The sequence below is a fragment of the Mesorhizobium sp. M0195 genome, from assembly GCF_040322115.1.
GTDB lineage: Bacteria > Pseudomonadota > Alphaproteobacteria > Rhizobiales > Rhizobiaceae > Mesorhizobium.
The window spans coordinates 15,090-39,848 of sequence record NZ_JAMYSV010000009.1 but is presented as its reverse complement, the minus strand read 5'-3'; the positions used below and the strand labels follow the sequence as shown (position 1 = coordinate 39,848).

General features: G+C 62.6%; 30 protein-coding genes. 12 read left to right on the top strand and 18 right to left on the bottom strand.

What is annotated here, in order from left to right:
- Window positions 1-153: 153 nt before the first annotated feature.
- The 4 genes from NKJ12_RS18585 to NKJ12_RS18570 form a co-directional block, all read right to left on the bottom strand.
- Window positions 154-1,026: an MBL fold metallo-hydrolase gene (locus NKJ12_RS18585; RefSeq protein ID WP_352704319.1), complete on the bottom strand. Its 873-nt coding sequence runs from the start codon at window positions 1,024-1,026 to the stop codon at window positions 154-156.
- 151 nt (window positions 1,027-1,177) lie between these two features.
- Entirely contained in the window at window positions 1,178-1,837 is a 660-nt protein-coding gene (locus NKJ12_RS18580; protein ID WP_254816555.1) for a peroxiredoxin, read from the bottom strand.
- A gap of 286 nt (window positions 1,838-2,123) precedes the next feature.
- A complete protein-coding gene (locus tag NKJ12_RS18575) occupies window positions 2,124-2,489 on the bottom strand; it encodes a cell division protein ZapA (RefSeq protein ID WP_254816554.1) in 366 nt (121 codons plus the stop codon).
- Window positions 2,490-2,493: 4 nt separating this feature from the next.
- Window positions 2,494-2,766 carry a DUF4164 domain-containing protein gene (locus NKJ12_RS18570; protein ID WP_224615501.1) on the bottom strand — a complete coding sequence of 91 codons (273 nt, stop codon included), beginning with the start codon at window positions 2,764-2,766 and terminating at the stop codon, window positions 2,494-2,496.
- A gap of 260 nt (window positions 2,767-3,026) precedes the next feature.
- On the opposite strand from NKJ12_RS18570, the gene tkt reads away from it, so the two are divergent.
- From tkt to NKJ12_RS18555, 3 genes are all read left to right on the top strand, one after another.
- Window positions 3,027-5,018 (top strand): transketolase, encoded by a 1,992-nt coding sequence (tkt, locus tag NKJ12_RS18565; RefSeq protein WP_352704317.1) that lies wholly within the window; start codon window positions 3,027-3,029, stop codon window positions 5,016-5,018.
- A gap of 157 nt (window positions 5,019-5,175) precedes the next feature.
- Entirely contained in the window at window positions 5,176-6,186 is a 1,011-nt protein-coding gene (gap, locus tag NKJ12_RS18560) for a type I glyceraldehyde-3-phosphate dehydrogenase (RefSeq protein WP_352704315.1), read from the top strand.
- Window positions 6,187-6,404: 218 nt separating this feature from the next.
- Window positions 6,405-8,294: a potassium/proton antiporter gene (locus NKJ12_RS18555; protein ID WP_352505010.1), complete on the top strand. Its 1,890-nt coding sequence runs from the start codon at window positions 6,405-6,407 to the stop codon at window positions 8,292-8,294.
- 172 nt (window positions 8,295-8,466) lie between these two features.
- On the opposite strand, the gene NKJ12_RS18550 is transcribed toward NKJ12_RS18555, so the two are convergent.
- A complete protein-coding gene (locus NKJ12_RS18550; RefSeq protein ID WP_352505009.1) occupies window positions 8,467-9,384 on the bottom strand; it encodes a polyprenyl synthetase family protein in 918 nt (305 codons plus the stop codon).
- Window positions 9,385-9,463: 79 nt separating this feature from the next.
- Here NKJ12_RS18550 and NKJ12_RS18545 point away from each other — a divergent pair, with 79 nt between their 5' ends.
- The 3 genes from NKJ12_RS18545 (at window position 9,464) to NKJ12_RS18535 (ending at window position 11,145) form a co-directional block, all read left to right on the top strand.
- Complete coding sequence (locus NKJ12_RS18545) at window positions 9,464-10,222, top strand: biosynthetic peptidoglycan transglycosylase (protein WP_352505152.1); 759 nt, start codon at window positions 9,464-9,466, stop codon at window positions 10,220-10,222.
- A gap of 139 nt (window positions 10,223-10,361) precedes the next feature.
- Entirely contained in the window at window positions 10,362-10,544 is a 183-nt protein-coding gene (gene rpmF, locus NKJ12_RS18540; RefSeq protein WP_006203806.1) for a 50S ribosomal protein L32, read from the top strand.
- A 199-nt stretch (window positions 10,545-10,743) separates the two neighbouring features.
- Entirely contained in the window at window positions 10,744-11,145 is a 402-nt protein-coding gene (locus NKJ12_RS18535) for a hypothetical protein (protein ID WP_023720966.1), read from the top strand.
- Window positions 11,146-11,155: 10 nt separating this feature from the next.
- On the opposite strand, the gene NKJ12_RS18530 is transcribed toward NKJ12_RS18535, so the two are convergent.
- The 3 genes from NKJ12_RS18530 to NKJ12_RS18520 form a co-directional block, all read right to left on the bottom strand.
- Window positions 11,156-11,587, bottom strand: coding sequence for a GlcG/HbpS family heme-binding protein (locus NKJ12_RS18530; protein ID WP_352505008.1), 432 nt, complete (start codon window positions 11,585-11,587; stop codon window positions 11,156-11,158).
- Between the two features lie 97 nt (window positions 11,588-11,684).
- On the bottom strand, window positions 11,685-11,915 hold the full coding sequence (locus tag NKJ12_RS18525) for a hypothetical protein (RefSeq protein ID WP_023678501.1): 231 nt from the start codon (window positions 11,913-11,915) through the stop codon (window positions 11,685-11,687).
- A gap of 28 nt (window positions 11,916-11,943) precedes the next feature.
- Window positions 11,944-12,516, bottom strand: coding sequence for a winged helix-turn-helix transcriptional regulator (locus NKJ12_RS18520; protein WP_352704313.1), 573 nt, complete (start codon window positions 12,514-12,516; stop codon window positions 11,944-11,946).
- A 96-nt stretch (window positions 12,517-12,612) separates the two neighbouring features.
- Between NKJ12_RS18520 and NKJ12_RS18515 the strand changes: the two genes are divergently transcribed.
- The gene (locus NKJ12_RS18515; protein WP_352704311.1) at window positions 12,613-13,464 is read left to right on the top strand and encodes an alpha/beta fold hydrolase; all 852 of its coding nucleotides are present in this window, start codon (window positions 12,613-12,615) and stop codon (window positions 13,462-13,464) included.
- 49 nt (window positions 13,465-13,513) lie between these two features.
- Window positions 13,514-14,170 (top strand): glutathione S-transferase family protein, encoded by a 657-nt coding sequence (locus NKJ12_RS18510; RefSeq protein WP_352505005.1) that lies wholly within the window; start codon window positions 13,514-13,516, stop codon window positions 14,168-14,170.
- A 142-nt stretch (window positions 14,171-14,312) separates the two neighbouring features.
- On the opposite strand, the gene NKJ12_RS18505 is transcribed toward NKJ12_RS18510, so the two are convergent.
- The 3 genes from NKJ12_RS18505 to NKJ12_RS18495 all read right to left on the bottom strand — a co-directional run bounded on the left by NKJ12_RS18505 (window position 14,313) and on the right by NKJ12_RS18495 (window position 16,170).
- Window positions 14,313-14,600: an ArsR/SmtB family transcription factor gene (locus NKJ12_RS18505; RefSeq protein ID WP_023678497.1), complete on the bottom strand. Its 288-nt coding sequence runs from the start codon at window positions 14,598-14,600 to the stop codon at window positions 14,313-14,315.
- A 31-nt stretch (window positions 14,601-14,631) separates the two neighbouring features.
- Window positions 14,632-15,879: an MFS transporter gene (locus tag NKJ12_RS18500; RefSeq protein ID WP_023678496.1), complete on the bottom strand. Its 1,248-nt coding sequence runs from the start codon at window positions 15,877-15,879 to the stop codon at window positions 14,632-14,634.
- 96 nt (window positions 15,880-15,975) lie between these two features.
- Complete coding sequence (locus NKJ12_RS18495) at window positions 15,976-16,170, bottom strand: DUF1192 domain-containing protein (protein WP_023678495.1); 195 nt, start codon at window positions 16,168-16,170, stop codon at window positions 15,976-15,978.
- A gap of 124 nt (window positions 16,171-16,294) precedes the next feature.
- Between NKJ12_RS18495 and NKJ12_RS18490 the strand changes: the two genes are divergently transcribed.
- The 3 genes from NKJ12_RS18490 to NKJ12_RS18480 all read left to right on the top strand — a co-directional run bounded on the left by NKJ12_RS18490 (window position 16,295) and on the right by NKJ12_RS18480 (window position 18,627).
- Window positions 16,295-17,305, top strand: a complete 1,011-nt coding sequence (locus NKJ12_RS18490; protein ID WP_352704309.1) for an NAD(P)H-quinone oxidoreductase — start codon at window positions 16,295-16,297, stop codon at window positions 17,303-17,305.
- 132 nt (window positions 17,306-17,437) lie between these two features.
- Complete coding sequence (locus tag NKJ12_RS18485) at window positions 17,438-17,578, top strand: DUF1127 domain-containing protein (RefSeq protein ID WP_023720976.1); 141 nt, start codon at window positions 17,438-17,440, stop codon at window positions 17,576-17,578.
- 353 nt (window positions 17,579-17,931) lie between these two features.
- Window positions 17,932-18,627: a DUF1013 domain-containing protein gene (locus tag NKJ12_RS18480; protein ID WP_352505004.1), complete on the top strand. Its 696-nt coding sequence runs from the start codon at window positions 17,932-17,934 to the stop codon at window positions 18,625-18,627.
- 58 nt (window positions 18,628-18,685) lie between these two features.
- Here NKJ12_RS18480 and NKJ12_RS18475 read toward each other — a convergent pair whose 3' ends face one another.
- From NKJ12_RS18475 to NKJ12_RS18465, 3 genes are all read right to left on the bottom strand, one after another.
- Entirely contained in the window at window positions 18,686-19,405 is a 720-nt protein-coding gene (locus NKJ12_RS18475) for a helix-turn-helix transcriptional regulator (protein WP_023678491.1), read from the bottom strand.
- 18 nt (window positions 19,406-19,423) lie between these two features.
- The gene (locus NKJ12_RS18470; protein WP_352505003.1) at window positions 19,424-19,831 is read right to left on the bottom strand and encodes a hypothetical protein; all 408 of its coding nucleotides are present in this window, start codon (window positions 19,829-19,831) and stop codon (window positions 19,424-19,426) included.
- Between the two features lie 141 nt (window positions 19,832-19,972).
- A complete protein-coding gene (locus tag NKJ12_RS18465) occupies window positions 19,973-20,140 on the bottom strand; it encodes a hypothetical protein (RefSeq protein ID WP_352505002.1) in 168 nt (55 codons plus the stop codon).
- A gap of 203 nt (window positions 20,141-20,343) precedes the next feature.
- Here NKJ12_RS18465 and NKJ12_RS18460 point away from each other — a divergent pair, with 203 nt between their 5' ends.
- Window positions 20,344-20,505, top strand: coding sequence for a hypothetical protein (locus NKJ12_RS18460; RefSeq protein ID WP_008873884.1), 162 nt, complete (start codon window positions 20,344-20,346; stop codon window positions 20,503-20,505).
- A 116-nt stretch (window positions 20,506-20,621) separates the two neighbouring features.
- Here NKJ12_RS18460 and NKJ12_RS18455 read toward each other — a convergent pair whose 3' ends face one another.
- The 4 genes from NKJ12_RS18455 to NKJ12_RS18440 form a co-directional block, all read right to left on the bottom strand.
- Entirely contained in the window at window positions 20,622-21,353 is a 732-nt protein-coding gene (locus tag NKJ12_RS18455) for an SGNH/GDSL hydrolase family protein (RefSeq protein WP_352704307.1), read from the bottom strand.
- Window positions 21,354-21,439: 86 nt separating this feature from the next.
- Window positions 21,440-22,177: a DUF899 domain-containing protein gene (locus NKJ12_RS18450; RefSeq protein WP_352704305.1), complete on the bottom strand. Its 738-nt coding sequence runs from the start codon at window positions 22,175-22,177 to the stop codon at window positions 21,440-21,442.
- Window positions 22,178-22,328: 151 nt separating this feature from the next.
- Window positions 22,329-23,354: a class I fructose-bisphosphate aldolase gene (locus tag NKJ12_RS18445; RefSeq protein ID WP_352704303.1), complete on the bottom strand. Its 1,026-nt coding sequence runs from the start codon at window positions 23,352-23,354 to the stop codon at window positions 22,329-22,331.
- Between the two features lie 140 nt (window positions 23,355-23,494).
- Window positions 23,495-24,691 carry a phosphoglycerate kinase gene (locus NKJ12_RS18440; RefSeq protein WP_352704301.1) on the bottom strand — a complete coding sequence of 399 codons (1,197 nt, stop codon included), beginning with the start codon at window positions 24,689-24,691 and terminating at the stop codon, window positions 23,495-23,497.
- Window positions 24,692-24,759 lie beyond the last annotated feature (68 nt).

Below are 24,759 nucleotides of genomic sequence, written 5' to 3'. Positions count from 1 at the left end.
GCTGCCGCCACCGTCTTCCCGTCTGGACCTATCGGATTCAAACATCGCAAAAATCGAATCAGGATCAATAACGATCAATAACTTGGATGACCGTCGCAGAACGATGAGGCGGCCCCAGTTTGGATGGCACTGTAGTGCCAGCGACCCATCTCCTCACAGGCAATCGAGCGGAAACTTCAGATAGCGCCGTCCGTTGGATTCCGGTTCCGGCAGGCGTCCGCCGTTCATGTTCACCTGCAGCGCGTGCAGGATCAGCCGCGGCATCGGCAACGTCCTGTCGCGGGCTTGGCGGAGCGCGACGAAGTCGGCTTCCGTCTTGCCGCCGGCAACATGGATGTTGCTGGCTTTCTGCTCCGCGACCGTGCTTTCCCACCGCGCTTCGCGACCGCCCGGCTGGTAGTCGTGACCGACGAACAGACGTGTCTCGTCCGGCAGCGCCAGGATGTCCTCGATCGAACGCCAGAGCCGCTCGGCACTGCCGCCCGGAAAGTCTGTCCTGGCGGTGCCGCTATCCGGCATGAACAACGTGTCGTGGATGAAGGCGGCGTCGCCAATGACGTAAGTGATCGAGGCCAGTGTGTGGCCCGGCGAGAACAGCACTCTCGCCGGAAGGCCGCCGACCGAAAAAGTTGCGCCGTCGGCGAATAGCCTATCCCATTGCGAACCGTCGGCGGAGAATTCCGACCAGTTGTAGATCACCTTCCACAATTTCTGGACGTCGATGACCTTTTCGCCGATTGCCGTCGGCGCTCCGGTTCTCCCCCTCAAATAATGGGCGGCGGAGAAATGATCGGCATGCGGATGCGTGTCGAGGATCCACTCGACCTCCAGCCCGCTTTCCCTGACGAAGTCGAGCAGGGCGTCGGCGTTCTTCGTTGCCGTTGCACCGGACCTTTCGTCGAAGTCGAGCACCGGATCGATGATGGCGCATTTGCGGGTCGCCATGTCGGCGACCACATACTGGACGGACCCGCTCGGCTCGTCATAGAAGCCGGTGACCTGCGACCTGGCCGATAATGCGTCCAATCCCAGCCTCCTTCGCCCCTCACCACGGCAGGAAGGATTTTCTCTGCCACGGCAAATGAAAGGCATGGTTGTCCGTCAACCAAGCGCCGTCAAGCACCTCATGCTCATAGGGTCAGGAAAACCGAAAATTCTCCGTGCCGCCCCTGCCTGCTCAGGCGGAAGGCTGCTTGGTCTTCCTGAGATATGGCAGGATCGTCTCGTAGGCACCGAAGCGCTTGATGGCATCCTCATTGGAGACGGCAGCGGTGATGATGACGTCCTCGCCCTGCTTCCAGTTCGCCGGCGTCGCCACCTGGTGTTTGGCGGTCAGCTGCATGGAATCGATGGCGCGCAGGATTTCGTCGAAGTTGCGGCCCGTCGTCATCGGATAGGTGAGAACCAGCTTGATCTTCTTGTCGGGCCCGATGACGTAGACCGAACGCACCGTGGCATTGTCCGCCGGCGTGCGGCCTTCCGAGCTCTCGCCGGCACCCGCCGGCAGCATCTCATAAAGCTTGGCGACCTTGAGATCCTTGTCGCCGATCAGCGGGTAGTTCAGCGAATGGCCGGTGGCGATCTTGATATCGTTCTGCCACTTTTCGTGGCTTTCGACGGGATCGACCGAGATGCCGATGATCTTGACGTTGCGCTTCCTGAACTCGCCTTCGAGCCCGGCCATCGTGCCGAGTTCGGTCGTGCAAACCGGCGTAAAGTTCTTCGGATGGCTGAACAATACCGCCCAGCCGTCGCCGATCCATTCATGGAAGCTGATCGGTCCTTGCGTGGTCTCCGCGGTGAAGTCCGGTGCGATGTCGTTGATGCGAAGGCTCATGGCGTGTCCCTACCTGTTTGGCTTGCCGCTGGCATTGAACGCCCCACCGGCGTTGCTTGCATTTCTAACACTGCGGCGTCATCCTTCAAGTGGCTGTTGACGCTAGGATAGTGGCCGGCCTCAAAAAATTTTTGTCACTTAGGCGGGAAATACAGCAGTGATTTCCGCGCTGGCGAAAAAGCACCGGAGGTTGGTTAAACGCGCAGGCATTTCCGCCGATTGTTCGGCTCAGATGCTGCCCATTCCGCCGTTAAGTGGCGTCGGGTCGATGAGGCGACGCGCCGCGCTACGCCTTGTTCACTGCCAGCGTCGTCGCCAGGTCTTCCATGCGCTGGGCCAGCGCGCCGAGCGCCCCGGTCAGCACGGAATCGTTCTTGTCGGCCTTGGTCAGTGCATCGTCGCGCGTCTTGCGCAGCGTCAGCACTTCGCTTTCCATGCCCTTGACCCGCTTTTGCAGTTCCGAAAGCTCGTCCATGACCATGATGCCGGCCATCACGGTCAGTCGCTGGTCGCCGATCTCGCCAAAAGAATCCTTCAGATGCGAGACATAGCGGTCGAAGCGCTCGGCAAGATCGATCAGATGCTCTTCCTGCCCCTCGTCGCAGGCCATCCGATATTGCTTGCCGTCGATGGAAACCGTGACTTGTGCCATTAGCCTACCTGTCCAGTACCGCGCGGATGGTCTCCATGGCTGTCACCAGCCTTCGCGACACTTCTTTGTTGGCATCTTCCAGCCGTTCGGCGCGAGCTTCGGAATTGTCGAGCTCCTGCGCCAGCCGCGAGCGGTCGGCGTTCATCCGCTGCACTTCGGCCTCGGCTTCCGAATAGTCCCGCTCGTGCTCGAGCTTGGCCGCGACGGCGTTTTCCAGCCCTTCGATGGCCTTACCCAGCCTGACAATGACTTCCTTGAGGGTCGTTTCCCCGGTCATGGCTTTCGTCCTGCGCCCTGCCCATCACCGAATCATCCACGTTCAGAACGCGTTATCCCTGAAACATTACGCGTCGTGTGAACCGCACGTCAATAAAGCTGTCGCGACTGTCCCCTGCTAACGCTAATGTAGGTCGCGCATGGCCATCACAAGACCGGCAAAAGCACACCGATTTGTTGACTAAAAGGCCGCGCCTGCTATGTGTCGCGCACCCTTTTCAAGGGCTTTCCCAAGGCCCAAACCCCCATTTTGGAGGAAGCATGACCTCGCGCGAACAACATGACCGGATGGCCAATGCGATCCGTTTTCTCGCCATGGACGCCGTCGAGAAGGCAAACTCCGGCCACCCCGGGCTGCCCATGGGCTGCGCCGACATCGCCACGGTGCTGTTCACCCGCTTTCTCAAATACGATCCGAAAAACCCGCATTGGCCGGACCGCGACCGCTTTATCCTGTCGGCCGGCCACGGCTCGATGCTGCTTTACTCGCTGCTCTATCTGACCGGCTACGAAGACATCACCATCGACCAGATCAAGCAGTTCCGCCAATTGGGGTCGAGGACGGCGGGCCACCCGGAATACGGCCATGCCGCCGGCATCGAGACGACGACCGGCCCACTCGGCCAGGGCCTTGCCAATTCGGTCGGCTTCGCGCTCGGCGAGCGCATCATGAATGCCGCTTTCGGCAAAGATCTCGTCGACCACTACACCTATGTGCTGGCCGGCGACGGCTGCCTGATGGAAGGCGTATCCCAGGAAGCCATTGCGCTTGCCGGACATCTGAAGCTGAACAAGCTGATCGTCTTCTGGGACAACAACAACATCTCGATCGATGGCCCGGTGTCGCTCGCCGACAACACCGACCAGGTCGCCCGCTTCCAGGCGTCCGGCTGGAATGCCAGCCATATCGACGGCCAGGACCCGGAAGCGATCGCCTATGCCATCGAGGCGGCCCGCCATTCCGACAAGCCGACGATGATTGCCTGCAAGACGACAATCGGCTTCGGCGCGCCGACCAAGGCCGGTACCAACAAGGCGCATGGCTCGCCGCTCGGCGCCGAGGAAATCGCCGGCGCCAGAAAATTCTTCGGCTGGGATTATCCGCCGTTCGAGGTTCCGGCCGACATCCTCGACGCATGGCGTAGCGCCGGGCGGACCGGCGTCAAGGCGCGCACCGACTGGGAAAGCCGGCTTGCCAAGGCAGACGCCAAATTGCGCGCAGAGTTCGAACGCCGCATCAGTGGCACGCTGCCGGCCAACTTCGACGCCGTCATTGGGGATTACAAGAAGAAGCTCGCCGCCGACAAGCCGAAGGTCGCCACCCGTAAGTCATCGGAAATGGCGCTGGAGGTCATCAACGGCGCCGTGCCCGAAACCATCGGCGGCTCGGCTGATTTGACCGGCTCCAACAACACCAAGACCAGCCAGACCAAAAACATCACCGCCGACGATTATGGCCAGCGCTATGTCCACTATGGCATTCGTGAGCACGGCATGGCGGCCGCGCTCAACGGCCTGACATTGCATGGCGGCATTATCGCCTATGGCGGCACGTTCATGTGCTTTTCCGATTATGCCCGTCCGGCGATGCGGCTTGCCTCGTTGATGGGCATCCGCTCGATCTTCGTCATGACCCATGATTCGATCGGCCTTGGCGAAGACGGCCCGACCCATCAGCCGGTCGAGCATCTGGCAGCACTTCGCGCCATCCCGAACCACAATGTCTTCCGCCCGGCCGACGCGGTCGAAACCGCGGAATGCTGGCAGTTGGCCATTGAGTCGGAAAAGACGCCTTCGACATTGGCGCTGACCCGGCAGAACCTGCCGACGGTACGCAACGACTTCGTTGCGGAAAACCTCAGCAGCCGCGGCGCCTATGAACTTGCCGCCGCGAGCGGTGAAGCCGCGGTGACGATCTTCGCTTCCGGCTCCGAGGTCGAGATCGCGCTGGCCGCCCGCCAGGCGTTGGAAAAGCACGGCCATGCGACCCGCGTCGTCTCGGTGCCGTGCTTCGAATTGTTCGATAAGCAGAGCGCCGACTATCGCAGCAGGACGATCGGCAATGCGCCGCTCAAGATTGCCATCGAAGCCGGCATCCGCCAGGGCTGGGATCGCTTCATCGGCACCGACGGCATCTTCATCGGCATGACCGGGTTTGGCGCCTCCGGCACCATCGAACAGCTCTACCCGCATTTCGGCATCACCGCCGAAGCAACGGTGAAGGCGGCGGAAGCCCGTCTGCACGGCAAATGAAGGTGAGCCCGCCCGGCAAGGGCTGGCATAGCGGTTTTGCCGGGCGGTGGAGCATTAATCGATTTAAATCCAAGCCTCGGCGGCTGGATTCTTTGCCCGTCCGCCGTTATGAAGCTGCGGACTTGATCTTCGGCCTCCAGCTCCCAGGGAGAGAACAATGACCGTCAGAGTTGCCATCAACGGATTTGGCCGCATCGGCCGCAACATTCTGCGCGCCATCCATGAATCCGGCCGCAAGGATATCGATGTCGTCGCGGTCAACGATCTCGGCCCGGTCGAGACCAACGCGCATCTGCTGCGCTTCGACAGCGTGCATGGCCGCTTTCCGCATGAGGTGACGGTTGACGGCGACCAGATCATCGTCGGCAAGGAAAAATTCAAGGTCACCGCGATCAAGGATCCGACGCAACTGCCCTGGAAGGAGCTCGGCATCGACATCGCGCTCGAATGCACCGGCATCTTCACCGCCCGCGACAAGGCCGTCGCCCATCTGACCGCCGGCGCCAAGCGCGTTCTCGTCTCCGCTCCGGCAGAGGGCGCCGACCTCACCGTCGTCTATGGCATCAACCACGACAAGCTGACCAAGGACCACATCGTCATCTCGAACGCCTCCTGCACCACCAACTGCCTGGCGCCACTGGCGGCCGTGCTGAATGAGGCGGTCGGCATCGAAAAGGGCATGATGACGACGATCCATTCCTACACCGGCGACCAGCCGACGCTGGACACCATGCACAAGGACCTCTACCGCGCCCGTGCTGCCGCGCTGTCGCAGATTCCGACCTCGACCGGTGCCGCCAAGGCCATCGGCTTGGTACTGCCCGAGCTCAAGGGCAAGCTCGACGGCATCTCCATCCGTGTGCCGACGCCGAACGTTTCGCTCGTCGATTTCAAGTTTATCGCCAAGCGGCCGACCACCGTCCAGGAGATCAATGACGCGGTGATCGCTGCCTCAAATGGCAAGCTGAAGGGCATCCTCGCCGTTACCCGTCACCCCAATGTTTCGATCGACTTCAACCACGATCCGCATTCTTCGATCGTGGCGCTCGACCAGACCAAGGTCATGGACGGCAACTTCGTTTCGGTGCTGTCGTGGTACGACAATGAGTGGGGCTTCTCGAACCGCATGGGCGATACCGCCGTCGCCTTCGGCAGGACCATCGCCTGATCGCAGAACCATCTTCTCGACCTGGAAGACGCCCGGCTCAGTCCGGGCGTTTTTCGTTGCAGCACGAACCGCCAACGCACGCTCTGCTGCTCGGGGATGCCAAAACTTTCGACGATCGGCAGCGTGGGGCAAAAAGCCACGCTGCTGCCTTGCAGCGGCCATGTCTTCGCCCCACTCTCCCGTGATGCCGGAGCATATCGACTAGGGGCGACCAACGAATGGAGCATGGTATCTATCTGGTGACGCTTGTTGGAGCAGCACTTGTCGTTGCCGCCGCGTTTTCGAGCTTGATCGCCTTCCGTTTCGGCGCCCCTCTCCTGCTGCTGTTTCTCTGCATCGGCCTCGCTACCGGAACCGACGGTCTCGGCATCCACTTCGACAACGCCCGAGTTGCTTATTTTGCCGGCTCATTGGCGCTGGCGGTCATCCTTTTCGATTCCGGCTTCGGTACGCCGCTCAACGCCTTGCGGCAGGCGGCCGGGCCGGCGCTGTCGCTCGCGACATTCGGCGTCCTTTTGACCACCGGCCTGTTCGGCGCCGCCGCCTATTATCTGCTCGACCTGACCTGGCTGGAATCCTTCCTGCTCGGTGCCGCCGTCGCCTCGACCGACGCCGCGGCGGTGTTCTTCCTGCTGCGCGCCGGCGAGATCAATTTGCGCGAGCGCGTGCGGTCCACGCTCGAGGTGGAATCCGGCACCAATGACCCGATCGCCATCTTCCTGACCATCACGCTGGTCGAGGTCATCGCCGCCAACATCCACCCCGAGGCAAAGGTGCTGGTTACCGATCTTGCCGTCGGTTTCCTGGTCAACATGGGCCTCGGTGCGGTCATCGGCATTCTCGGCGGCATGGCCATTGTGCGTCTTGTCGATCGCCTCAATCTCGATCACGGCCTGCTGCCGATCTTCGTACTGACGCTGTCGCTGATGGTGTTTGCTGCCGCCGGCGCCGTCGGCGGCTCCGGCTTCCTGGCGGTCTATCTCGCAGGCCTGATTGCCGGCAATTCCGATATCCGGGCCGTCACCATCCTCAAGCGCTTCCAGGACGGCATGTCGTGGCTGGCGCAGATCATCATGTTCCTGATCCTCGGCCTGTTCGCGACGCCTTCGCAATTTCCGGCGATCCTGATGCCGGCAGTGCTGCTCGGCCTGTTCCTGATATTTGTGGCACGGCCAATCGCGGTCTGGCTGTGCCTAGTGCCGTTCCGGCTGCCACGCCCGGAAGTCGCCTTTGTCTCATGGGTTGGCCTGCGTGGCGCCGTGTCGATACTGCTTGCCATCACGCCGCTGCTCGGCGGCCTTGAGAACGGCCGCCTCATCTTCAACACCGCCTTCATCATCGTGCTGGTCTCGCTGATCATCCAGGGATGGACCGTCGGGCCGCTGGCGCGCCGCCTCGGCCTTATCGTGCCGGCCCGCCTGGGACCGCTCGACAAGGTCGAATTGGAACTGCCGGGCTCCGCCCATCATGAGCTTCTCGCCTACCGCGTGGCACCCGGCAGCCCGGTGGCGCGCGGCGAACGCATTCCGCGCTGGGCGCGGCCATCGCTTGTGTTGCGCGACGGACGCTCGATGCGCTTCCAGGATATGGGCCGGCTGGCGGCCGGTGACCACGTCTACATCTTCGTGCCGGACCGCTATCCGCGCCTGCTCGACAAGCTGTTCGCCAGCCGTGCCGTGGTCGATCCCGAGGATGCCGACTTCTTCGGCGCCTTCGCTGTCGATCCGTCACGCTCCGCCGAGGAACTGGAGACCGCCTATGCGCCGGGCCTGACCGAAGCGGAACGCAAGCTCAGCATCGGCGACCTGGTCACGACGCGGCTCGGCGGCCACGCCGAATACGCCGACCGCGTGCTGCTCGGTCCGATCGAGCTGATCGTGCGCGACGTCGACGACAAGGGCAGGATCACCGGCCTTGGCCTGTCCTTCGAGCCGACCGCGCCGGTGGCGCGCGTTCCGGTGTTCCTCAGCGCCGGCGAAATCCGCGACCGCATCGCCGCCTTCATCCGCAACCGGCGCAAGCCGGCCGAAGCGCAGGCGGTCGAGGCGGAGGCCGAGCTGGTACCGGTTCCGCAGCCCGTGGCGGAAAAGGCAACTGGCGAAGGCTGACCGCTGTCGACGCTAGCCGCGGAACCCTGCCGCCGAGGGTTGAAGAATGGCTCGGCAACTGGCGTGGCGAGCCATATGGTCCGACATCGCCGGAGTCCCGATCGGCTGCTCCAAGGCATCTGGCCGAACAGTCGGCAATTCTCCGTGACTGTACGGCGCCATGGGAGCGCTTTTAATTGTTGCGGGCTGCTACGAACTGCGCCGCTTGTTTCAGAAGCGCGGCTTGTGCGCCAAAAGGCTCGAGCAGCGCATGAGCCTGGTCGACGAGGCCCTGGAGCTGGTCCCGCGCCCAGCCCGGTCCGTGCAGCGCGACCAGCGTCGCCTTGCCGGCCGCGGCGTCCTTGCCCGTGGCCTTGCCCATCTGATGCGCGTCGGCGGTCAGGTCGAGCAGATCGTCGGCAAGTTGAAAGGCAAGCCCGATCGCCGAACCAAATTCGGCCAGCCTTTCGCGGTCGCCCGACGGCGCGCCGGCAAGCATGGCTCCCGCTTCGCAGGCAAAGCGGATCAGCGCACCGGTTTTCATCGCCTGAAGCCGGATGATGCCGGCCTCGTCCGGCCGGCTTTGTTCGGCCTCGAGATCGAGCATCTGGCCGCCGACCATGCTTCCCGCCCCGGCGGCACGGGCCAGTGCCAGCACCAGCGCTGCCCTGCGCTCGGCCGGCAGCATTGTCGCCTCGTCGGCAAGGATGTCGAAGGCAAGTGTCAGCAAGGCGTCGCCGGCAAGAATGGCGGTCGCCTCATCGAAAGCCCTGTGCACGGTCGGCTGGCCGCGGCGCAAATCGTCGTCGTCCATGGCCGGCAGATCGTCATGGATGAGCGAATAGCAGTGCACGCATTCGAGCGCCGCCGCCACGCGCAGCGCCGCCTCGCCGTCGGCTGAAAACAGTGCAGCACTTTCCATAACCAGGAAGGGACGCAGTCGTTTGCCGCCGTTCAGCACGCCATGTCGCATTGCCGCCATCAGGCGTTCGGGCCGCGCGACCTCGCCTGAAAGCGTGCGTCCGTCGAGCAACCGCCTCAGCAGCGCCTCGAGCGGAACTGCCCGGGCAATAAGTGCAGCTTCGAACGCCATTTGGTCGTCTTTCGTCATGGTCGGGAGCGGTAGCCGACACTCAGACGTTGCGCAAGAAGCCAAGCGCCATTATGCCGGGGGCAGGGAGTAGCGCGGACTGGGTGGCTTGGCGGAACCGATCGTCGATCACGAAACCGAAGGGTTGGACATGGCGAGACCGAGACGCGGCAGCCGCATCGGTCTTCAACGCTGGGTCCGGCGCGGCATCGCCGTCGCCGTCGTGCTGGCGCTGGTGCCGGTGCTGCTGACCTTCCTGTACCTGCCGTCATTCGTGCATCCGGTGTCGACATTGATGCTGAAGGACCTGGCGACGTTTTCCGGCTACGATCGGCGCTGGGTTTCCATCGACGAGGTCGCGCCGGTGCTGGCATATTCGGTCATCATGTCGGAGGACGGGCAGTTCTGTTTCCATCGCGGCGTCGATCTGGGCGAGTTGCGCGGCGTTGTCGACGATGCGCTCGCCGGCGAGATGACACGTGGCGCCTCGACCATCACCATGCAGACGGTAAAGAACCTTTATCTATGGTCGCGGCCGTTGGGCTCGGTCCGTAAGGTCGTCGAACTGCCGCTGGCCGTCTATTTCGATGCGGTGCTGTCGAAACGGCGGATCATGGAGATCTACCTCAACATCGCCGAATGGGGACCGGGCGTCTACGGCATCGAGGCCGCCGCCCAGCATCATTTCGGCGTCTCGGCAAAACAGCTGTCGCGCCGGCAGGCAGCGCTGCTTGCCGTCACCTTGCCGAACCCGATCGTGCGCAATCCAGCGAAGCCCGGGCCAGGACTGAGGCGGCTTGCCGCGTTGATCGAGCGGCGCGCGGGCCGCGCCGGCGCCTATGTCGGTTGCCTGCGATAGTGTCAAAAAAAAACACGGCGACGCTGGCCAAAACGCCATCGGGCGTGTATAGGCAGCCGACTTTCTCAGATTCCGGCCCCTGATGTGGCCCTTTCACGAGGGCCGCCGGGGCGTTTTGACCATGTAGTGGAGCATATCCATGGCCGTTCCGAAACGAAAAACCTCTCCGTCGAAGCGCGGCATGCGCCGTTCCGCCGACGCACTGAAGGCCCCGACCTATGTCGAGGACAAGAACTCCGGCGAGATGCGCCGTCCGCACCATATCGACCTGAAGACCGGCATGTATCGCGGTCGCCAGGTTCTGGAGCCGAAGGAAAGCTGAGAGAGCTTTCGACGGTTTACAGGTTGCGAAGCGACCGGCCATTGGCCGGTCTTTTTGCGTTTGTGACAACTGATCGTATCAGCCGGGCCTGACATTGTTGTTTCACGCCGTCTTTGTCCGTGTTTATCGGTCGCACGAAAATTCTTGACGGCGAACGCCGGGCGCACTCTACAAAGATCAGTCCAACCGGAGCCGCCACATGTTCGGTGCCATCCCGCTGCTGATCGTGCCTTTCATCCTCTACAATCTCGGGCTTCTAGGAATATTCGGTAGCGGCGACGATCCGTGGGCGACCGAAATGTTTTCGGTCCGGATGATGTCGGGTGGCGTGTTCTCGATGACCCTGGGCGATCTCATCGTGCTGATCGCACTGATCTTCTTGTTCGTCGAAGTAGTGAAGTCGACGCGTACGACAAATGCCTCGATCATGGACCACCTTTTGTCGACCTTCGTCTTTGTGGCCTATCTGGTCGAGTTCCTGCTGGTGAAGGGCGCCGCCCATTCTGTTTTCTTCACACTGATGGTCATAGCGCTGATCGACGTGCTGGCCGGCTTTTCGGTGTCGATGCGGTCGGCCAGCCGCGACATCAATATGAATTAAGGATCCCGGCTCAGCCCGGGTCGGCGCCAAAGCCAGCCGCCTCGATGCCGGCGATGGCTGCCGTTTCGTCATTGTCGGACGTGTCGCCGGAAATGCCGACGGCGCCGATGATCGTGCCGGCCTCGTCGCGGATCAGCACGCCGCCGACGACCGGCAGGACGCGCCCGCCCGACACGTCGGAGACGCCGGCGATCAGATGCGGGCGCTCCTTGGCGAAGGCTTCCACCCGGCGCGAGCCCATGCCGATAGCGAGCGCGCCATAGGCCTTGCCGGCCGACATTTGCGGACGCAGGAACGACGCGCCGTCCTGACGCTGGAACGCGACCAGATGGGCGCCGGCGTCGAGCACCGAGACGCCAAGCGGCCTGAGCTTGAGCTCGGCACCCTTGGCAAAGGCGGCGGCGATGATTTCAAGGGCTTTGTCGAGCGTCAGTGCGGTCATGGCCGTCTCCTAAACGCCAGTTATCAACCGGCAGAACAGATCGCGGTGAAACTGTTTCGCGTACGAAAGGAAGCAGTGGGATCCAGGGAGCGCCGGCTTATTTCTTCTTGGCGCGAGGCTTCTTCACCGGCGCCGGAGGCGCATTGGCCAGGTCTTCCGCTTCCTTGGCGAGGCGCAGCGCCCGCAGCTTGTTGGTTTTGGCTTGGCGCGCGTCGCTCTCGGCGACATATTCCGCCATCGCCTTCTGGCGCACCGTGGCTGCCTCTTCCTGTTTCTTGAAACGCAAATCGGCCCGCGCACGGGCAGTGTCCTTAGAGTTCTCGACCAAGAGCGTTATCCAATCCCGTAAATTATCTTCAGTCCCTTGATAGCAGAGCCAGCCCGCAATTGGGAAAATAAGTTGGTGATGGCGCCGGATCGCAGCCGACTCGCTCCGCGTTGCGGGCGACCACCGCATCGTATCCGGCCTGCAAGATCGCGCGGACAGCGGGTCCAGTTGGCGCGGGAGATGTGCCCAGATGCTCGTAGCGTAACTCGTTCATGAACTGCTCCCACATCGGCGGGCCGCCTTTTTCCAGAAGCTCGGCACGGATCGAGAGCTCGTCGCTGACCGGCAGCCAGACGCGGCCCCAGGCGCCGAGATGGGCCAGGATCGGCACCAGCGTAATCGCCATTTCGGTCAGGCTGTAGATCGCCTTTTGCTTGTGGGAGGGATCGCCCGTCTTGGTCAGCATGCCGAGCTCCATCAGCCGCTTCAGCCGGTCGGCGAGGATGTTGGAGGCGATGCCCTCCATCGAGCCGTTGAGCAGTTCGCGAAAGTGGCGTCTGCCGCCGAAGATGATGTCGCGAAGGATGATCAGGCTCCACCGGTCGCCGAACACTTCGAGCGACAGGTTGATGGGGCATCCGGACCGACGATCGATGTTCATGCGAATCTCCAAAACCGGTTGCATTATTGTATCGGTTTTAATATCGTGCAACTGATTGCAATTTGCAATCGGATCGGAAGCCCACGGAGGAAAACCATGAAAAGCGCCGGACACCCCGAAATCGTATCGCAGACCTTCGGCGACCCGGCCCATCCGGCGGTGTTGTTGATCATGGGCGCGATGGCTTCCATGCTTTGGTGGCCCGAAGCGTTTTGCCGGAAGCTGGCCGGCGAGGGTTGCTTCGTGATCCGCTATGACAATCGCGATACCGGCCGTTCGACCAAATACGCGCCGGGCGAGCCGCCTTATACATTCGACGACATGGCGGACGATGCTATCCGCGTCCTTGACGACCATGGAATCCGAAAGGCGCATATGGTCGGCATGTCGATGGGCGGCATGATCGCGCAGCTCGTTGCGTTGAAATACCCGTCGCGTGTCACTTCGCTGACGGTGATCAGCAGCTCGCCCTTGGGCATCGATACGTCGCATCTGCGCGGAACCACCGAGGCCTATAGGAGACATTCGGCCGAAGGCGCGAAGGTCGACTGGTCGGACCGGGGCCAAGTGGTCGATTTCATCGTTAAGGACGCGCATGCGCTCACCGGTGCGGCGCACTCTTTCGACGAGCAGCGAACACGGGCTTTCGTCGAACAGGATTATGACCGGTCCGGCGGTTTTCTAAGTGCGACCAATCATTTCATGCTCAAAAGTGGCGAAGATGGGAGCGGCGAGGACTGGACCGGTCGGCTGCGCGACATGAAAATCCCACTCCTTGTTATCCACGGCACCGACGATCCCATCTTTCCAGTCGAGCATGGCGCCGCTCTTGCCGACGCGGTCGCCGGTGCAAGGCTGCTCCGGATCGAGGGCGGTGGCCACGAACTGCATCCCGACGACTGGGCTGCGATCATCGATGCCATCGTCGCCCACAGCCAGGCCAGATAGTTATCCGACCCCGACACCGCGAGACAGACCACCCAAGGAACGAAAAACAATGTCCCTGATTATGCACCTTCATCCACTGGCCTCCTTCTGCTGGAAACCGCTGATCGCGCTCTATGAGAACGGCACGCCATTCACATCCGTCGTTGTCGATCTCGGCAATGAACAGTCGCGCGCCGCGTTTCTGAAATTGTGGCCGCTCGGCAAGATGCCGGTGCTGCGCGATGAAGCGCTGGACCGGACCGTGCCGGAATCGACGATCGTCATCGAATATCTCAACGCGTATTATCCTGGGCCGGTCGAACTGATCCCCGCCGATCTCGATCTCGCTCGCCAGACCCGGCTCGCCGACCGCTTCTATGACTTCTATGTCCAGGAACCGATGCAGAAGATCGTTGGTGACCGGCTGCGGCCGGAGGGCAAGACCGATCCGTTCGGCGTCGAGCAGGCCCGCGCCCAGCTGCGCAGCTCCTACGCCATCATTGAACAGGACATGCAGTCGACGACATGGGCGGTGGGTGCGAGCTTCACCATGGCCGACTGCGCTGCCGCCCCCGCGCTGTTCTACGCCAACAAGGTCGAGCCGTTCGGAGACGAATATCCTGCGGTCAGGCGCTATCACGACCGGTTGCTGCAACGCCCCTCGGTTGCCCGTGTGATCGAGGAAGCGCAGCCGTATTTCAAGCTCTTCCCCTACAACAATGGCTAGAGTAGTTCATCGTTCACGGAAACGCCGAACCGCTCTGTCTCTTTGTTTTTGCGCAATTCCGCACGGAAAACCGTTTCACACTTTTCCTGGAATTGCTCTAGGCCCGATGCTGCATAGTTGCTCGACGCGCTGACGATGCCTCTCAGCTTCCGGGTGAACCGAGCTGCTCCGCATCCCAGAACTGGTCAAGCCAGATGTTGAGCTTCAGGAAGCCGGCATTGCTGACCGTATAGACGCGCCTGGTGCCTTCCGGCTTGGCGTTGACCAACCCCGCATCAAGCAGCACCTTCAGGTGCTGCGAAACGGCCGGGCGGGACACCGGCAAGCCGGATGCCAATTCGTTGACGGTCTTCGGTCCGCGCCGGAGCTCTTCCAAGAGATGGCGCCGGTTGGGATCGGCAATCGCCATGAAGGCGTCGGAAAGCATCATGCCTTATTTGTGGGGCAAAGCGCCTCGAATCTCAACTGTCGGCTTCAGCTTTTCTACGCGGGTCGAGCCGCAACGCTTCCGGCGTCACCGAGCGATCGGCGGGCTGGGTCTTGAAGGCATCGCGGCCTTCGATCGGCACCGGCGCGCGACGGCTGATGCGCAGCAGCGTATAGCCAGCCAGGCTGAGATGCGCGAGCGCAGTGGCCAGGAACAGCCCCTCAGGGCGCATCCAGCCCATCAGGCCGGCGGCCACCAGCGGACCGATCATCGTGCCGAAGCCATAAAGCAGCAGCAGGCCGCCCGACACTTTGACGAAGTCCTCCGATCGCGCATGGTCATTGGCATGCGCCACCGCGATCGAATAGAGCGTGTAGGCGAAGGCGCCGTAGGCGGCGGTGCAGACGATGACGAAGACGCCGGAGCGCGGTTCGAACAGGAAGATGGCGATGGCAAACAGCGCAGCGCCGAAGGCCGCGCCCGCCAGCACGAAACGACGGTCCGTCGTGTCGGAGAGCCGCCCGGCCGGAAGCTGCATGGCAGCGCCGGCGATGACCACGAGGCTCATCATCAGCGCGATCTCGGCTGTCGAGATGCCGATGCGCGCTCCATAGACGGCACCAAGTGTACCCCAGGCGCCGTTGGCGATGCCGATCAGCACGCAAGCGATCGCCGACACCGGCGAATTGACGTAGAGCCCCTTGACGTCAAGCGACACGTCCTGCAGCGGCTTGGGGTGAGACGCCGTCGAGACCGCCGTCGGGATCAGCGACAGGCAGAACAGAATGCCGGTGATCATGAACAGCGACGCCGATCTCACATCGCCGCCGGCAACGATCATCTGACCGCCCATGATCGAGGCATAGGTGACCATCATGTAGAGGCCGAAGACGGTGCCGCGGTTTTCGTTGGTGGCCTTCTCGTTGAGCCAGCTTTCGATGACCATGAAGGCGCCGGCCATGGTGAAGCCGGTGAAGGCGCGCAGCAGGATCCAGGTATATTCGTCGATGATCAGGCCGGTGAGCAGTGCGACGATCGCTCCCGATGCGGCAAAGGCGCCGAAAGCCCTGACATGACCGGCGCGGCGCACGATGCGTGGCGCAAAGAAGCAGCCGGTGACGAAGCCGCCGGCCCAAGCCGTGCCCATCAGGCCGAGCGATGCCGTCGAGAAGCCCTCCACCTGGCCGCGCAGCGGCAACAGCAGACCGTGCAGTCCGGATGCCGCCAACAGGAACGCGGTGCCGCGCAGCAGCGAGAGGATCGGTCTGTAGCTTGCGAACATTTTTCAATCCGGCTGGGGTTTAGGGCACAAGTCTGGAGACAGCGGCATTCGGGCTTTTCGGCGGCGTGCCCGAGCTTTTGGAATTACCCGCAGTAACTACCCACGGCGAAACAGCGCCTCTGCCGCCGACTTGGTCGAGCCCTTGGTCTTGAGCTCGGCTTCCAGCCGGGCGATCTCGTCGCGCAGGATGCCGATCCGTTCGGACAATTCATCGACAGAAAGCAGCGACAGATCCTGCCCGATCTCGTGCGGGCGCGCTTTCTTCTTGGGTTCGTCGTCGAAGATCGCCATCGTCGCTCCTCCGTGATTGCCCATTTGCCTGATTTGCCAATGAGCATACATAGGGCAAGGGTATGGATGCAAATGGCGGGCAAGAGCTGGCACGAGAAACCGGCGGAGCACGACGGGAAAATTCATGGCGAACGCACAGAAAATTCCGGCGAAGATGATGGCGATCGCCATATCGGAACCGGGCGGGCCGCGAGTGCTGAAAGCGGAAACCCGCGACGTACCGGATCCCGGTCCCGGCGAGATCCTGATCCGGGTGCGGGCCGCCGGCGTCAACCGGCCGGACGTGCAACAGCGCAAGGGCGCCTATCCGCCACCGCCGGGAGCGTCGGATCTGCCGGGCCTGGAAGCAGCAGGCGAAGTCGCTGCCCTTGGTGATGAGATATCGCGCTGGCGCGTCGGCGATCGGGTCTGTGCTCTGACGGCGGGCGGCGGCTATGCCGAATATGTCAGAGTGCACGCCGGCAGCGTGCTGCCGCTGCCCGCCGGCTTTACCTACACCGAAGCGGCGGCGTTGCCGGAGAACTACTTCACTGTTTGGCACAATGTCTTCGAGCGCGGCGGCCTGAAGAGCGGCGAGACCCTGCTCGTGCATGGCGGCTCGTCGGGTATCGGCACCACGGCGATCCAGCTTGCTGCCGCTTTCGGCGCCTATGTCGTCACCACCGCCGGCAGCAAGGAGAAATGCGACGCCTGCCTCAAGCTCGGCGCCGACCGGGCGATCAACTACCGCGAGGAGGACTTCGTCGCCGCAGTCAAGGAGGCAACCGGCGGCAAGGGCGCCAATGTCATCCTCGACATGGTCGGCGGCGACTATGTGGCGCGGAACTATGAGGCTGCAGCCATGGAAGGCCGCATCGTCCAGATCGCGACGCAGGGCGGAGCGGTGGCGAGCGCCGATTTCTTCAAGATCATGGCAAAGCGGCTCGTGCACACGGGATCGCTGCTCCGGCCACGCACCGTGGAGTTCAAGGCGGCAGTCGCGGCGGCACTGGAGGCGCAGGTTTGGCCGCTGCTCGGCACGCGCAAGGTTGCGCCGGTGATGGACACGATCTTCCCGCTCAAGGAAGCCTGGCGGGCGCATGAGCGGATGGAGGAGGGTGAGCACATCGGCAAGATTGTGCTCGATGTCGCCTGACGACCGGCAAACAGACTGAACGAAAGCTTAATGGTGCAATGCAACAAACGCATTGCGGCCATGCAAAAGCGTCTGTTCAATTTTTCATCGCCGATGCCTACTTACGCGGCATCGAAACGATGGAGGACTACCATGAACCCGATCCGCGCTTTCCGTAACTGGCGCATGTACAACGAAACCGTGCGCGAACTGAACCGGCTGAACGCTCGTCAGCTCAACGACCTCGGCATCAACCGCGGCGACATCGAGAGAATCGCCCGCCAAGGGCTTTGATCTCGAGCACGATCCCGCCCGAAGACCGGGCGTTGCTTTTCCGCAACGCCGAGCCGCGGTTCGGGATCAAGCTTTAGAAGCCAGAGCCGCAGCAGACGGATTTCCGTCGCCGGTTCCGAGCCCGCCCGACCTTGGTCTGGCGGGCTTTGTCTTTTTGAAGCTTTCGACTGCATGGCGTCATCTGCCGACCCTTCGCGGTCTGCTGGTCGCGCTGCCGTGCCGTCCTTGACGCGCGCCTGCCAAAAACATTGCGAAACGGCGAGCGAGCGGTTATATAGACCGCGATTTTCCCATTTGGTGGCTCTAAACCACCGCCCGCGCGGGAACGCGGGCGAACGAGAAGGATTTTTGTAATGGCCAATACGCTGCTGATGCCAAAGGCGACCGCCGTCTGGCTGGTTGACAACACAGCGCTTTCCTTCGAGCAGATCGCGCAGTTCTGCGGACTGCATCCGCTTGAGGTCAAGGCGATCGCCGACGGCGAGTCGGCGCAAGGCATCAAGGGCATGGACCCGATCATGACCGGCCAGCTCACTCGCGACGAGATCGCGCGCGCCGAGAAGGACGCCAACCACCGGCTGAAGCTCTCCGATCCCAAGGTGCGGGTGCCGGAATCCAAACGCAAGGGTCCGCGCTACACGCCGCTGTCGAAGCGCCAGGACCGGCCCAACGCCATCCTCTGGCTGGTGCGCAACCATCCCGAGCTCAAGGATGCGCAGATTGCCCGCCTTGTCGGCACAACGAAGTCGACGATCGACCAGATCCGCGACAGAAAGCACTGGAACTCCGCCAATCTCCAGCCGATGGATCCAGTGACACTCGGCCTGACGTCGCAGATCGACCTCGATATGGAAATCAACCGCGCCTCGCGCGGCCGTGAGCAGGCGCAGCCGGTCGGCGATACGCTGCTGCCGGCCGCCTTGACCGAACGACTGGTGCCGGCGCCGGAAAAGCCGAAAGACGAGGACCAGGAACTCGACGCCAACGCCGTCTTCGCCAAGCTTTCGGCGCTGAAGTCGAAGGACAAGGACGCCGACGAAGAGGAATAGGTCTGGCATCCAAAACAAAAAGCCCGCTTTCAAGCGGGCTTTTTTGTGATCTTCCGTGTCAGCTTCGCGCCGCCCGGTCCGGCGCCATGCCGTAATCCTCGCTGCGCTCCACCGCGCGATAGAAATCGGCGAGCTGCTTGCCGCGCTCCGGCTTGAAGGTGCGGCCGGCGATGACCACCGAGGCGATGCGGTCGATGCGGAAGGCGCGGAAATCGCCGCGCATCTCACACCAGGCGACCAAGGTCCACACCTTGCCCCAGAACCACAGGCCGAGCGGGCGGATGTCGCGCGCGGTGCTGCGGCCGGCCTCATCCGAATAGTCGATGGTCAGCACCTGACGTTTCTCGATGGACCGCTCGATCAGGTCGATGGCTTCGCGGGCGGCATCGCTTACCACCCACATCGGCGTGTGGATCTCGGTACGGGCGATGCGGTCCTTTTCGGCGTCGGGCAACACGGCGCCTATCTTGACCAGCGCCTCGTCGGCGGCTCGCGCCATGGCCGCGCCACCAAAGGCGCGCACCATGCGGGCGCCGGCGACCAGCGCGACGATCTCGTCACGCGTGAACATCAGCGGCGGAAGGTCGAAACCCTCCCTCATCATGTAGCCGACACCGGCCTCGCCGTCGATCGGCACGCCGGTCGACTGCAGGTCTGCGATGTCGCGATAGATCGTCCGCTCGGAAACCTCGAGCCACGTGCCCAGCTTCTGGGCGGTGACCAGACGACCACCACGCAGATGCTGCACGATCTGGAAGAGCCTGTCGGCGCGGCGCATCGTATGGTCCCTCGGCGTCTATCGTTCCAGCCCTTCGCGCTTGCGCTGCGCGGCGACGAAGGCCGCGCCGAAGGACAGTTTCTTCGTTGTCGGCGTGCTTGCGTCGACCACCCGCCAGAACGGCGCAACGTCGCCCAGCGCCATACCACGCTCAAGATCCTCGTTGGCGGCCTCGGCGACGGTGCGCAGATGATAGCCGATGGTGACCGGACATGCCATCTCGGCATCGTGCTCGATGGCGAGAGCGGTGCGCAAAGCGCGGATATCCACGTCCATGCCTTCGGGGATGGAGCGGATGAATGCATGGACCTGGCGAGCTGTAGGAACCAGCATCGGCTGGCCTTCGACGACGTCGCCGATGGTGCGTGGCGACGGTCTTATGCCGTTGAGGCCAGGCGTGTTCAGCCTGTCGTTCCAGCTTTTCATCGATCGTCCTCTCGGCCATCCGGCTTCGGCGGCCATCGCACTATGGCACGAGCCTCCTGACACCATACTGTCAGGAGGCTTCAGCATGCCCATTTCAGCTCGTCGCCAGGTCGCATCCAAACGCCACGCAGAAAGCTTGCCTCAATTGCTGCCATTGCGGCGGTCGCCATACATGTCCGGCCAACCAATATCCTTGCGGATGTCCGCCGGCAGGGTGTTCATGAATCGCTGGGTGCGGATCTCATTGCGGATCGTCCGGATCTTGCCGACATAGTGCTGCACGCTACGCAGAATGGTAATGCCGTTCATGGCTGGTCTCCTCTCTTTCGATGCAGGCACTATCGCACACCCCTGCTGACAGCAGTCTGTCAGGAGGGTGCGGCTCTCATGACCGGCGTTCCGATTTATCCATCGAAGTGACAAGGCAGTGCTGAAAAGAGGCCTGCCGCACTGGAAAGACGGCGATCGCGGAGCCGCTTTGACAGCCAGCCGCGATGCTGATCAAAGGCTGCATGTCGAAACTTCTCGCGCTCGTCATCATCGCCATGATGGTCATCCAGCTCATCAAGCCGCTCGGCTGGCCCGGACTGAAGCGGCGCAGCGATTTCTGGAAGCTGGCGCTGCTGGCGATGGCGGCGATTTCGATTACGGCGGTGCTCGGGCACTGGACGTGATGCATGTCGCGCAAACGTGTGCAGCGGTTTTGCGACAATGACATGCATGGAAACAGTACCTGAAGCGCGTCGGATGAGGCCAATCGAACGCGACGCGCTTTAGTGCCGGCGGCCCGCTACGCGACGCCCGGTTCGTTGCCGAGCACCAGGCTGACCAGATGTTCCGCCCAGGCTCGGTAGCCGGCTTCCGAAGCATGAAATCCATCCGACGCAAAGCCGGCCTCGGCATCGGTGATCGGCAGGCGGGGCGCCGGTATGGCGCCGCGCTCGAGGCAAAGGCGCGCGCCCATCCGGTTCATTTCGACGGCACGGATTTCGAGAATCTTGCCGAGCAGCGGCGGCATTGCCGGCGCCCGGGTGAACTCAAGCACCGGCGACCACACGACGCGCGCCTCCGGCCATTTGGCGCGCAGCGCGTAAAGCAGGCCGCCAAACTCGCGCTTGAACCGCGGTACCGAATGAAAATTCTTGGTGTCGTTGGTGCCGATCGCCAGCACGATATGCGTCCACGGATCGGCCGATAGGTTGGGCAGCACATGATCGCGGATCTGGCCGGAGGTTGCCGAGTTGAAGCCGGCTGCCCGCCAGCGCACGATGCGGCCGGTGCGTTGCGCAATCAGAACGGCCAGTTGCGCGGCCAATCCGTTTTCGGAATTGCCGATGCCTACCGAGGCGGCGGAGGAATCGCCAAGCACCAGAACCGAGATTGCTGGCGTCAGGCCAGATATCTCGTGCATGACCGGACCTTGCGCCGGCAGCATGCGGGTAGTGCGGCGACGCACGCCAAGTCCTTGCCAGACATAGACCGGAAAGGCGAACCAGGTGAGAAGGGTCGGAAAGCGCCGCATGGCAAGTCCCTTTTAGGGCATAGCGAACAGCACTTAGCGCATGTTGCATTGGAGGTGAACGACCTTACAATGACACCCTTGCCGCCTCAATGGCAGCAGTCATGTGTCCCGGATTGATCTTCGTACTCGTCATGCAGCCGCACCCAGTCGACGAGGCTATGATGCGGGCCGGTTTCGTTGCGACCCTTCGGCGTCAGGTCGAGATAATGATAGGCGCCGATCAGCGGATCGCCGCCTCGGGAGCGCAAGACGAAGGTCAGGAAGATGTCGCCCTTCTCGTCGCGATAGAACACGCTGGCGCCAGGAAGGTCTTTCGAGTTTCGCGCACGCCGCTCGAAATTGTAGGTCGTATCGCCGGCCGCGATCTGCTTGTCCGTGAATGACACCTGCATATCGAAGTTGAAGTCCGAGGCGTAGGACGACACCCAGTCGAATTTCCATCCCATACGCTGCTTGTAGGGCAGCAATTCGGCCAATGGCGCCCGCGCTACCACGACAAGTGAGACATCGTGGTGCCTGAGATGCTGGTTGGCGCCGTCGATATGATCGGCAAGGAATGAGCAGCCTTCGCAGCGATAATCGGCGCCCGGCCCGAACATGAAATGGTAGACGATCATCTGGCTGTTGCCGCCAAACAGGTCGGGCAGTTTCTTTGGCCCTTGCTCGGTCTCGAAGACGTAGTCCTTGCGGATCTTCAGCCACGGCAATTCGCGGCGTTCGGCGGCGACACGATCGCGAAAGCGCGTCAATTCCTTTTCGCGCGCCAGATGCGCCTTGTGCGCCTGAAACCAGTCTTCCTGCGAAACGGTCTTGTTGTTTGGCATAGGTCTGCTCCTCTTTTCACGGAGGACGTTCGGCAGCGAGGAATACCGACACCGGACTGCATTTCAGTTGCAAGAAATTGCAGCCCTTGCTGCTTTCAAACAAAAACCCGGGCACGTGGCCCGGGTCGGGAGAAACGCAAGATGTCTTCGGTCAGGCGGCTTGCTCAAGCTTCGGCTGCCATTGTCCAAGCGCCGCCAGATGGTTCATGTGGGCGCGATGGGCGAAGGCGGCCTGCGCGGCGGCGACGTTCGCTGCCTTGCCGCCCCAGGCCTTCTGCGGAGCGGCCTGCAAGGCGCGGCCATAGGAAAAGGTCAGCTTCCACGGATGCGGGCCGATGGCGTTGATGGCATTGAGGTTGGCGGTCGCCTCCTCGTCCGATTGTCCGCCCGAAAGGAAGGCGATGCCTCCAATCGCCGCCGGCACGGTCTCGCGGAACAGTTTTATGGTCTTTTCGGCGACTTCCCCGGGGCTGCTGACCTTGCCCGATTTCTTGCCGGCGAGGACCATGTTCGGTTTCAGGATGGTGCCTTCGAGCGCGACGCGGGCCGCATAGAGCTCGGTGTACAACTTTGTCAGTGTCGCCTTGCTGATCTCGTAGCACGTGTCGATGTCGTGGGCGCCGTCCATCAGCACCTCCGGCTCGACGATCGGCACGATGCCGGCTTCCTGGCAAAGCGCGGCGTAACGGGCGAGCGCATGGGCGTTCGAGCCGATCGAGGTGGCGGAAGGCACGCCTTTGGAAACATCGATATCGATCACCGCGCGCCATTTGGCAAAGCGGGCGCCGAGCTTGTAATAGTCGGCGAGGCGTTCGCGCAGGCCGTCCAGGCCTTCGGTGATGGTGTCGCCGGGAAAGCCGGCCAGAGGCTTGGCGCCGGCGTCGACCTTGATGCCGGGGATGGCGCCTGATGCCTTGATGATGTCGACCAGCGGCGTGCCGTCGGCGGCCTTCTGGTGGATGGTCTCGTCATAGAGGATGACGCCGGAAATGTATTTGGTCATTGCCTCGCTGGCGCGGAACATCATCTCGCGATAGTCGCGCCGGCTGTCGGCGGTCGACTCGACGCCGATGACGTCGAAGCGTTTCTTGATGGTGCCGGAGCTTTCGTCGGCCGCCAGCAAGCCTTTGCCATCGGCCACCATCGCGGCGGCAATGTCCTCGAGACGTTCGCTCATCGTGCTTCTCCTGAAAGAATTGATCCACGCCCAGCAGACCACCAGAGCAACGCAGGTTCAAGTCGAACCATTTCGTCAAACAAGCGCGAATCGATTGAAAGTCGCGGGCGCACTCCTTCGCGCTGCTCTTGCGGTCGCGCTCAGCGCTTCAAGACGTCGACGCCGGGCAAGGGCTTGCCTTCCATCCATTCGAGGAAAGCGCCGCCGGCCGTCGATACATAAGTAAAATCATCGCTGACGCCGGCATGGTTGAGCGCCGCCACCGTGTCGCCGCCGCCAGCAACCGAGACCAGTCTGCCGGCCTTGGTGCGCGCTGCCGCGTGCCCGGCCGTCGCCACCGTTGCCTGGTCGAATGGCTCGATTTCGAAAGCGCCGAGCGGCCCGTTCCAGACCAGCGTCGCGGCACGGTCGATCCATTCGGCAATGGTTTTCACGGTCTTTGCGCCGACATCGAGGATCATGCCGTCGGCCGGCACGTCTGCTATGGCGACGGTCTCGTTGGCGGCGCCGGCCCTGAACTCCCTGGCGACGACGCCGTCGGCGGGCAGGATGATGGCGCAGCCGGCCTCAGCCGCCTCGATCATGATCTGCTTGGCGGTGGTCGCGAGATCATGCTCGCACAAGGATTTCCCGACGTCGGTGCCGCGCGCCGCTAGAAACGTATTGGCCATGCCGCCGCCGATGACCAGCGCGTCGACCTTCTTCACAAGGTTCATCAACAGGTCGATCTTGGTCGAGACCTTGGCGCCGCCGACGATGGCGACAACCGGACGGACGGGATTGCCAAGCCCTTTTTCCAGCGCATCGAGTTCGGCCTGCATGGTGCGCCCAGCGAAGGCCGGCAGCACATGCGCCAACCCTTCTGTCGACGAATGGGCACGGTGCGCAGCAGAGAAGGCGTCGTTGACGAAGATGTCGCCGTTAGCGGCGAGCTTTTCGGTGAAGGCCGGGTCGTTCTTCTCCTCGCCCTTGTGGAAGCGGGTGTTCTCGAGCAGCAGCACGTCGCCGCCGTTCATGGCAGCAACGGCATTTGCGGCCTTGTCGCCGATGCAGTCGGCGGCAAAGCCGACGGGGCGGCCGAGCACGTCCGCCGTCGCCCTGGCGATCGGTTCGAGTGAGAATTCGGGCGCCGGTCCATCCTTGGGCCGGCCGAAATGGGCAAGCAGGATGACCTTGGCTCCCTTGCCGGAGAGCTCGGCGATGGTCGGCGCAATGCGCTCGATGCGGGTGGCGTCGGTGACCTTGCCCTCGGTGACGGGAACGTTGAGGTCGACACGCACCAGCACACGCTTGCCGCTGATATTGCCGATGTCGTCCAGTGTCTTGAAGCCGGCCATGCTGATCCCTTTCGCGAAAAATCGCGGGGACCTTACCCCGCATCGACGACGATGCAAGACCTGGTTAA

Coding starts and splice junctions, on each gene's coding strand:
- NKJ12_RS18500 (WP_023678496.1), bottom strand. CDS start 15,879: ATGTTCGCAAGCTACAGACCGATCCTCTCGCTGCTGCGCGGCACCGCG.
- NKJ12_RS18580 (WP_254816555.1), bottom strand. CDS start 1,837: ATGAGCCTTCGCATCAACGACATCGCACCGGACTTCACCGCGGAGACC.
- NKJ12_RS18505 (WP_023678497.1), bottom strand. CDS start 14,600: ATGATGCTTTCCGACGCCTTCATGGCGATTGCCGATCCCAACCGGCGC.
- NKJ12_RS18490 (WP_352704309.1), top strand. CDS start 16,295: ATGGCGAACGCACAGAAAATTCCGGCGAAGATGATGGCGATCGCCATA.
- rpmF (WP_006203806.1), top strand. CDS start 10,362: ATGGCCGTTCCGAAACGAAAAACCTCTCCGTCGAAGCGCGGCATGCGC.
- NKJ12_RS18555 (WP_352505010.1), top strand. CDS start 6,405: ATGGAGCATGGTATCTATCTGGTGACGCTTGTTGGAGCAGCACTTGTC.
- NKJ12_RS18445 (WP_352704303.1), bottom strand. CDS start 23,354: ATGAGCGAACGTCTCGAGGACATTGCCGCCGCGATGGTGGCCGATGGC.
- NKJ12_RS18530 (WP_352505008.1), bottom strand. CDS start 11,587: ATGACCGCACTGACGCTCGACAAAGCCCTTGAAATCATCGCCGCCGCC.
- tkt (WP_352704317.1), top strand. CDS start 3,027: ATGACCTCGCGCGAACAACATGACCGGATGGCCAATGCGATCCGTTTT.
- NKJ12_RS18570 (WP_224615501.1), bottom strand. CDS start 2,766: ATGACCGGGGAAACGACCCTCAAGGAAGTCATTGTCAGGCTGGGTAAG.
- NKJ12_RS18455 (WP_352704307.1), bottom strand. CDS start 21,353: ATGCGGCGCTTTCCGACCCTTCTCACCTGGTTCGCCTTTCCGGTCTAT.
- NKJ12_RS18440 (WP_352704301.1), bottom strand. CDS start 24,691: ATGGCCGGCTTCAAGACACTGGACGACATCGGCAATATCAGCGGCAAG.
- NKJ12_RS18475 (WP_023678491.1), bottom strand. CDS start 19,405: ATGCGCCGCGCCGACAGGCTCTTCCAGATCGTGCAGCATCTGCGTGGT.
- NKJ12_RS18535 (WP_023720966.1), top strand. CDS start 10,744: ATGTTCGGTGCCATCCCGCTGCTGATCGTGCCTTTCATCCTCTACAAT.
- NKJ12_RS18485 (WP_023720976.1), top strand. CDS start 17,438: ATGAACCCGATCCGCGCTTTCCGTAACTGGCGCATGTACAACGAAACC.
- NKJ12_RS18510 (WP_352505005.1), top strand. CDS start 13,514: ATGTCCCTGATTATGCACCTTCATCCACTGGCCTCCTTCTGCTGGAAA.
- NKJ12_RS18470 (WP_352505003.1), bottom strand. CDS start 19,831: ATGAAAAGCTGGAACGACAGGCTGAACACGCCTGGCCTCAACGGCATA.
- NKJ12_RS18495 (WP_023678495.1), bottom strand. CDS start 16,170: ATGGCGATCTTCGACGACGAACCCAAGAAGAAAGCGCGCCCGCACGAG.
- NKJ12_RS18515 (WP_352704311.1), top strand. CDS start 12,613: ATGAAAAGCGCCGGACACCCCGAAATCGTATCGCAGACCTTCGGCGAC.
- gap (WP_352704315.1), top strand. CDS start 5,176: ATGACCGTCAGAGTTGCCATCAACGGATTTGGCCGCATCGGCCGCAAC.
- NKJ12_RS18450 (WP_352704305.1), bottom strand. CDS start 22,177: ATGCCAAACAACAAGACCGTTTCGCAGGAAGACTGGTTTCAGGCGCAC.
- NKJ12_RS18460 (WP_008873884.1), top strand. CDS start 20,344: ATGTCGAAACTTCTCGCGCTCGTCATCATCGCCATGATGGTCATCCAG.
- NKJ12_RS18520 (WP_352704313.1), bottom strand. CDS start 12,516: ATGAACATCGATCGTCGGTCCGGATGCCCCATCAACCTGTCGCTCGAA.
- NKJ12_RS18550 (WP_352505009.1), bottom strand. CDS start 9,384: ATGACGAAAGACGACCAAATGGCGTTCGAAGCTGCACTTATTGCCCGG.
- NKJ12_RS18480 (WP_352505004.1), top strand. CDS start 17,932: ATGGCCAATACGCTGCTGATGCCAAAGGCGACCGCCGTCTGGCTGGTT.
- NKJ12_RS18465 (WP_352505002.1), bottom strand. CDS start 20,140: ATGAACGGCATTACCATTCTGCGTAGCGTGCAGCACTATGTCGGCAAG.
- NKJ12_RS18575 (WP_254816554.1), bottom strand. CDS start 2,489: ATGGCACAAGTCACGGTTTCCATCGACGGCAAGCAATATCGGATGGCC.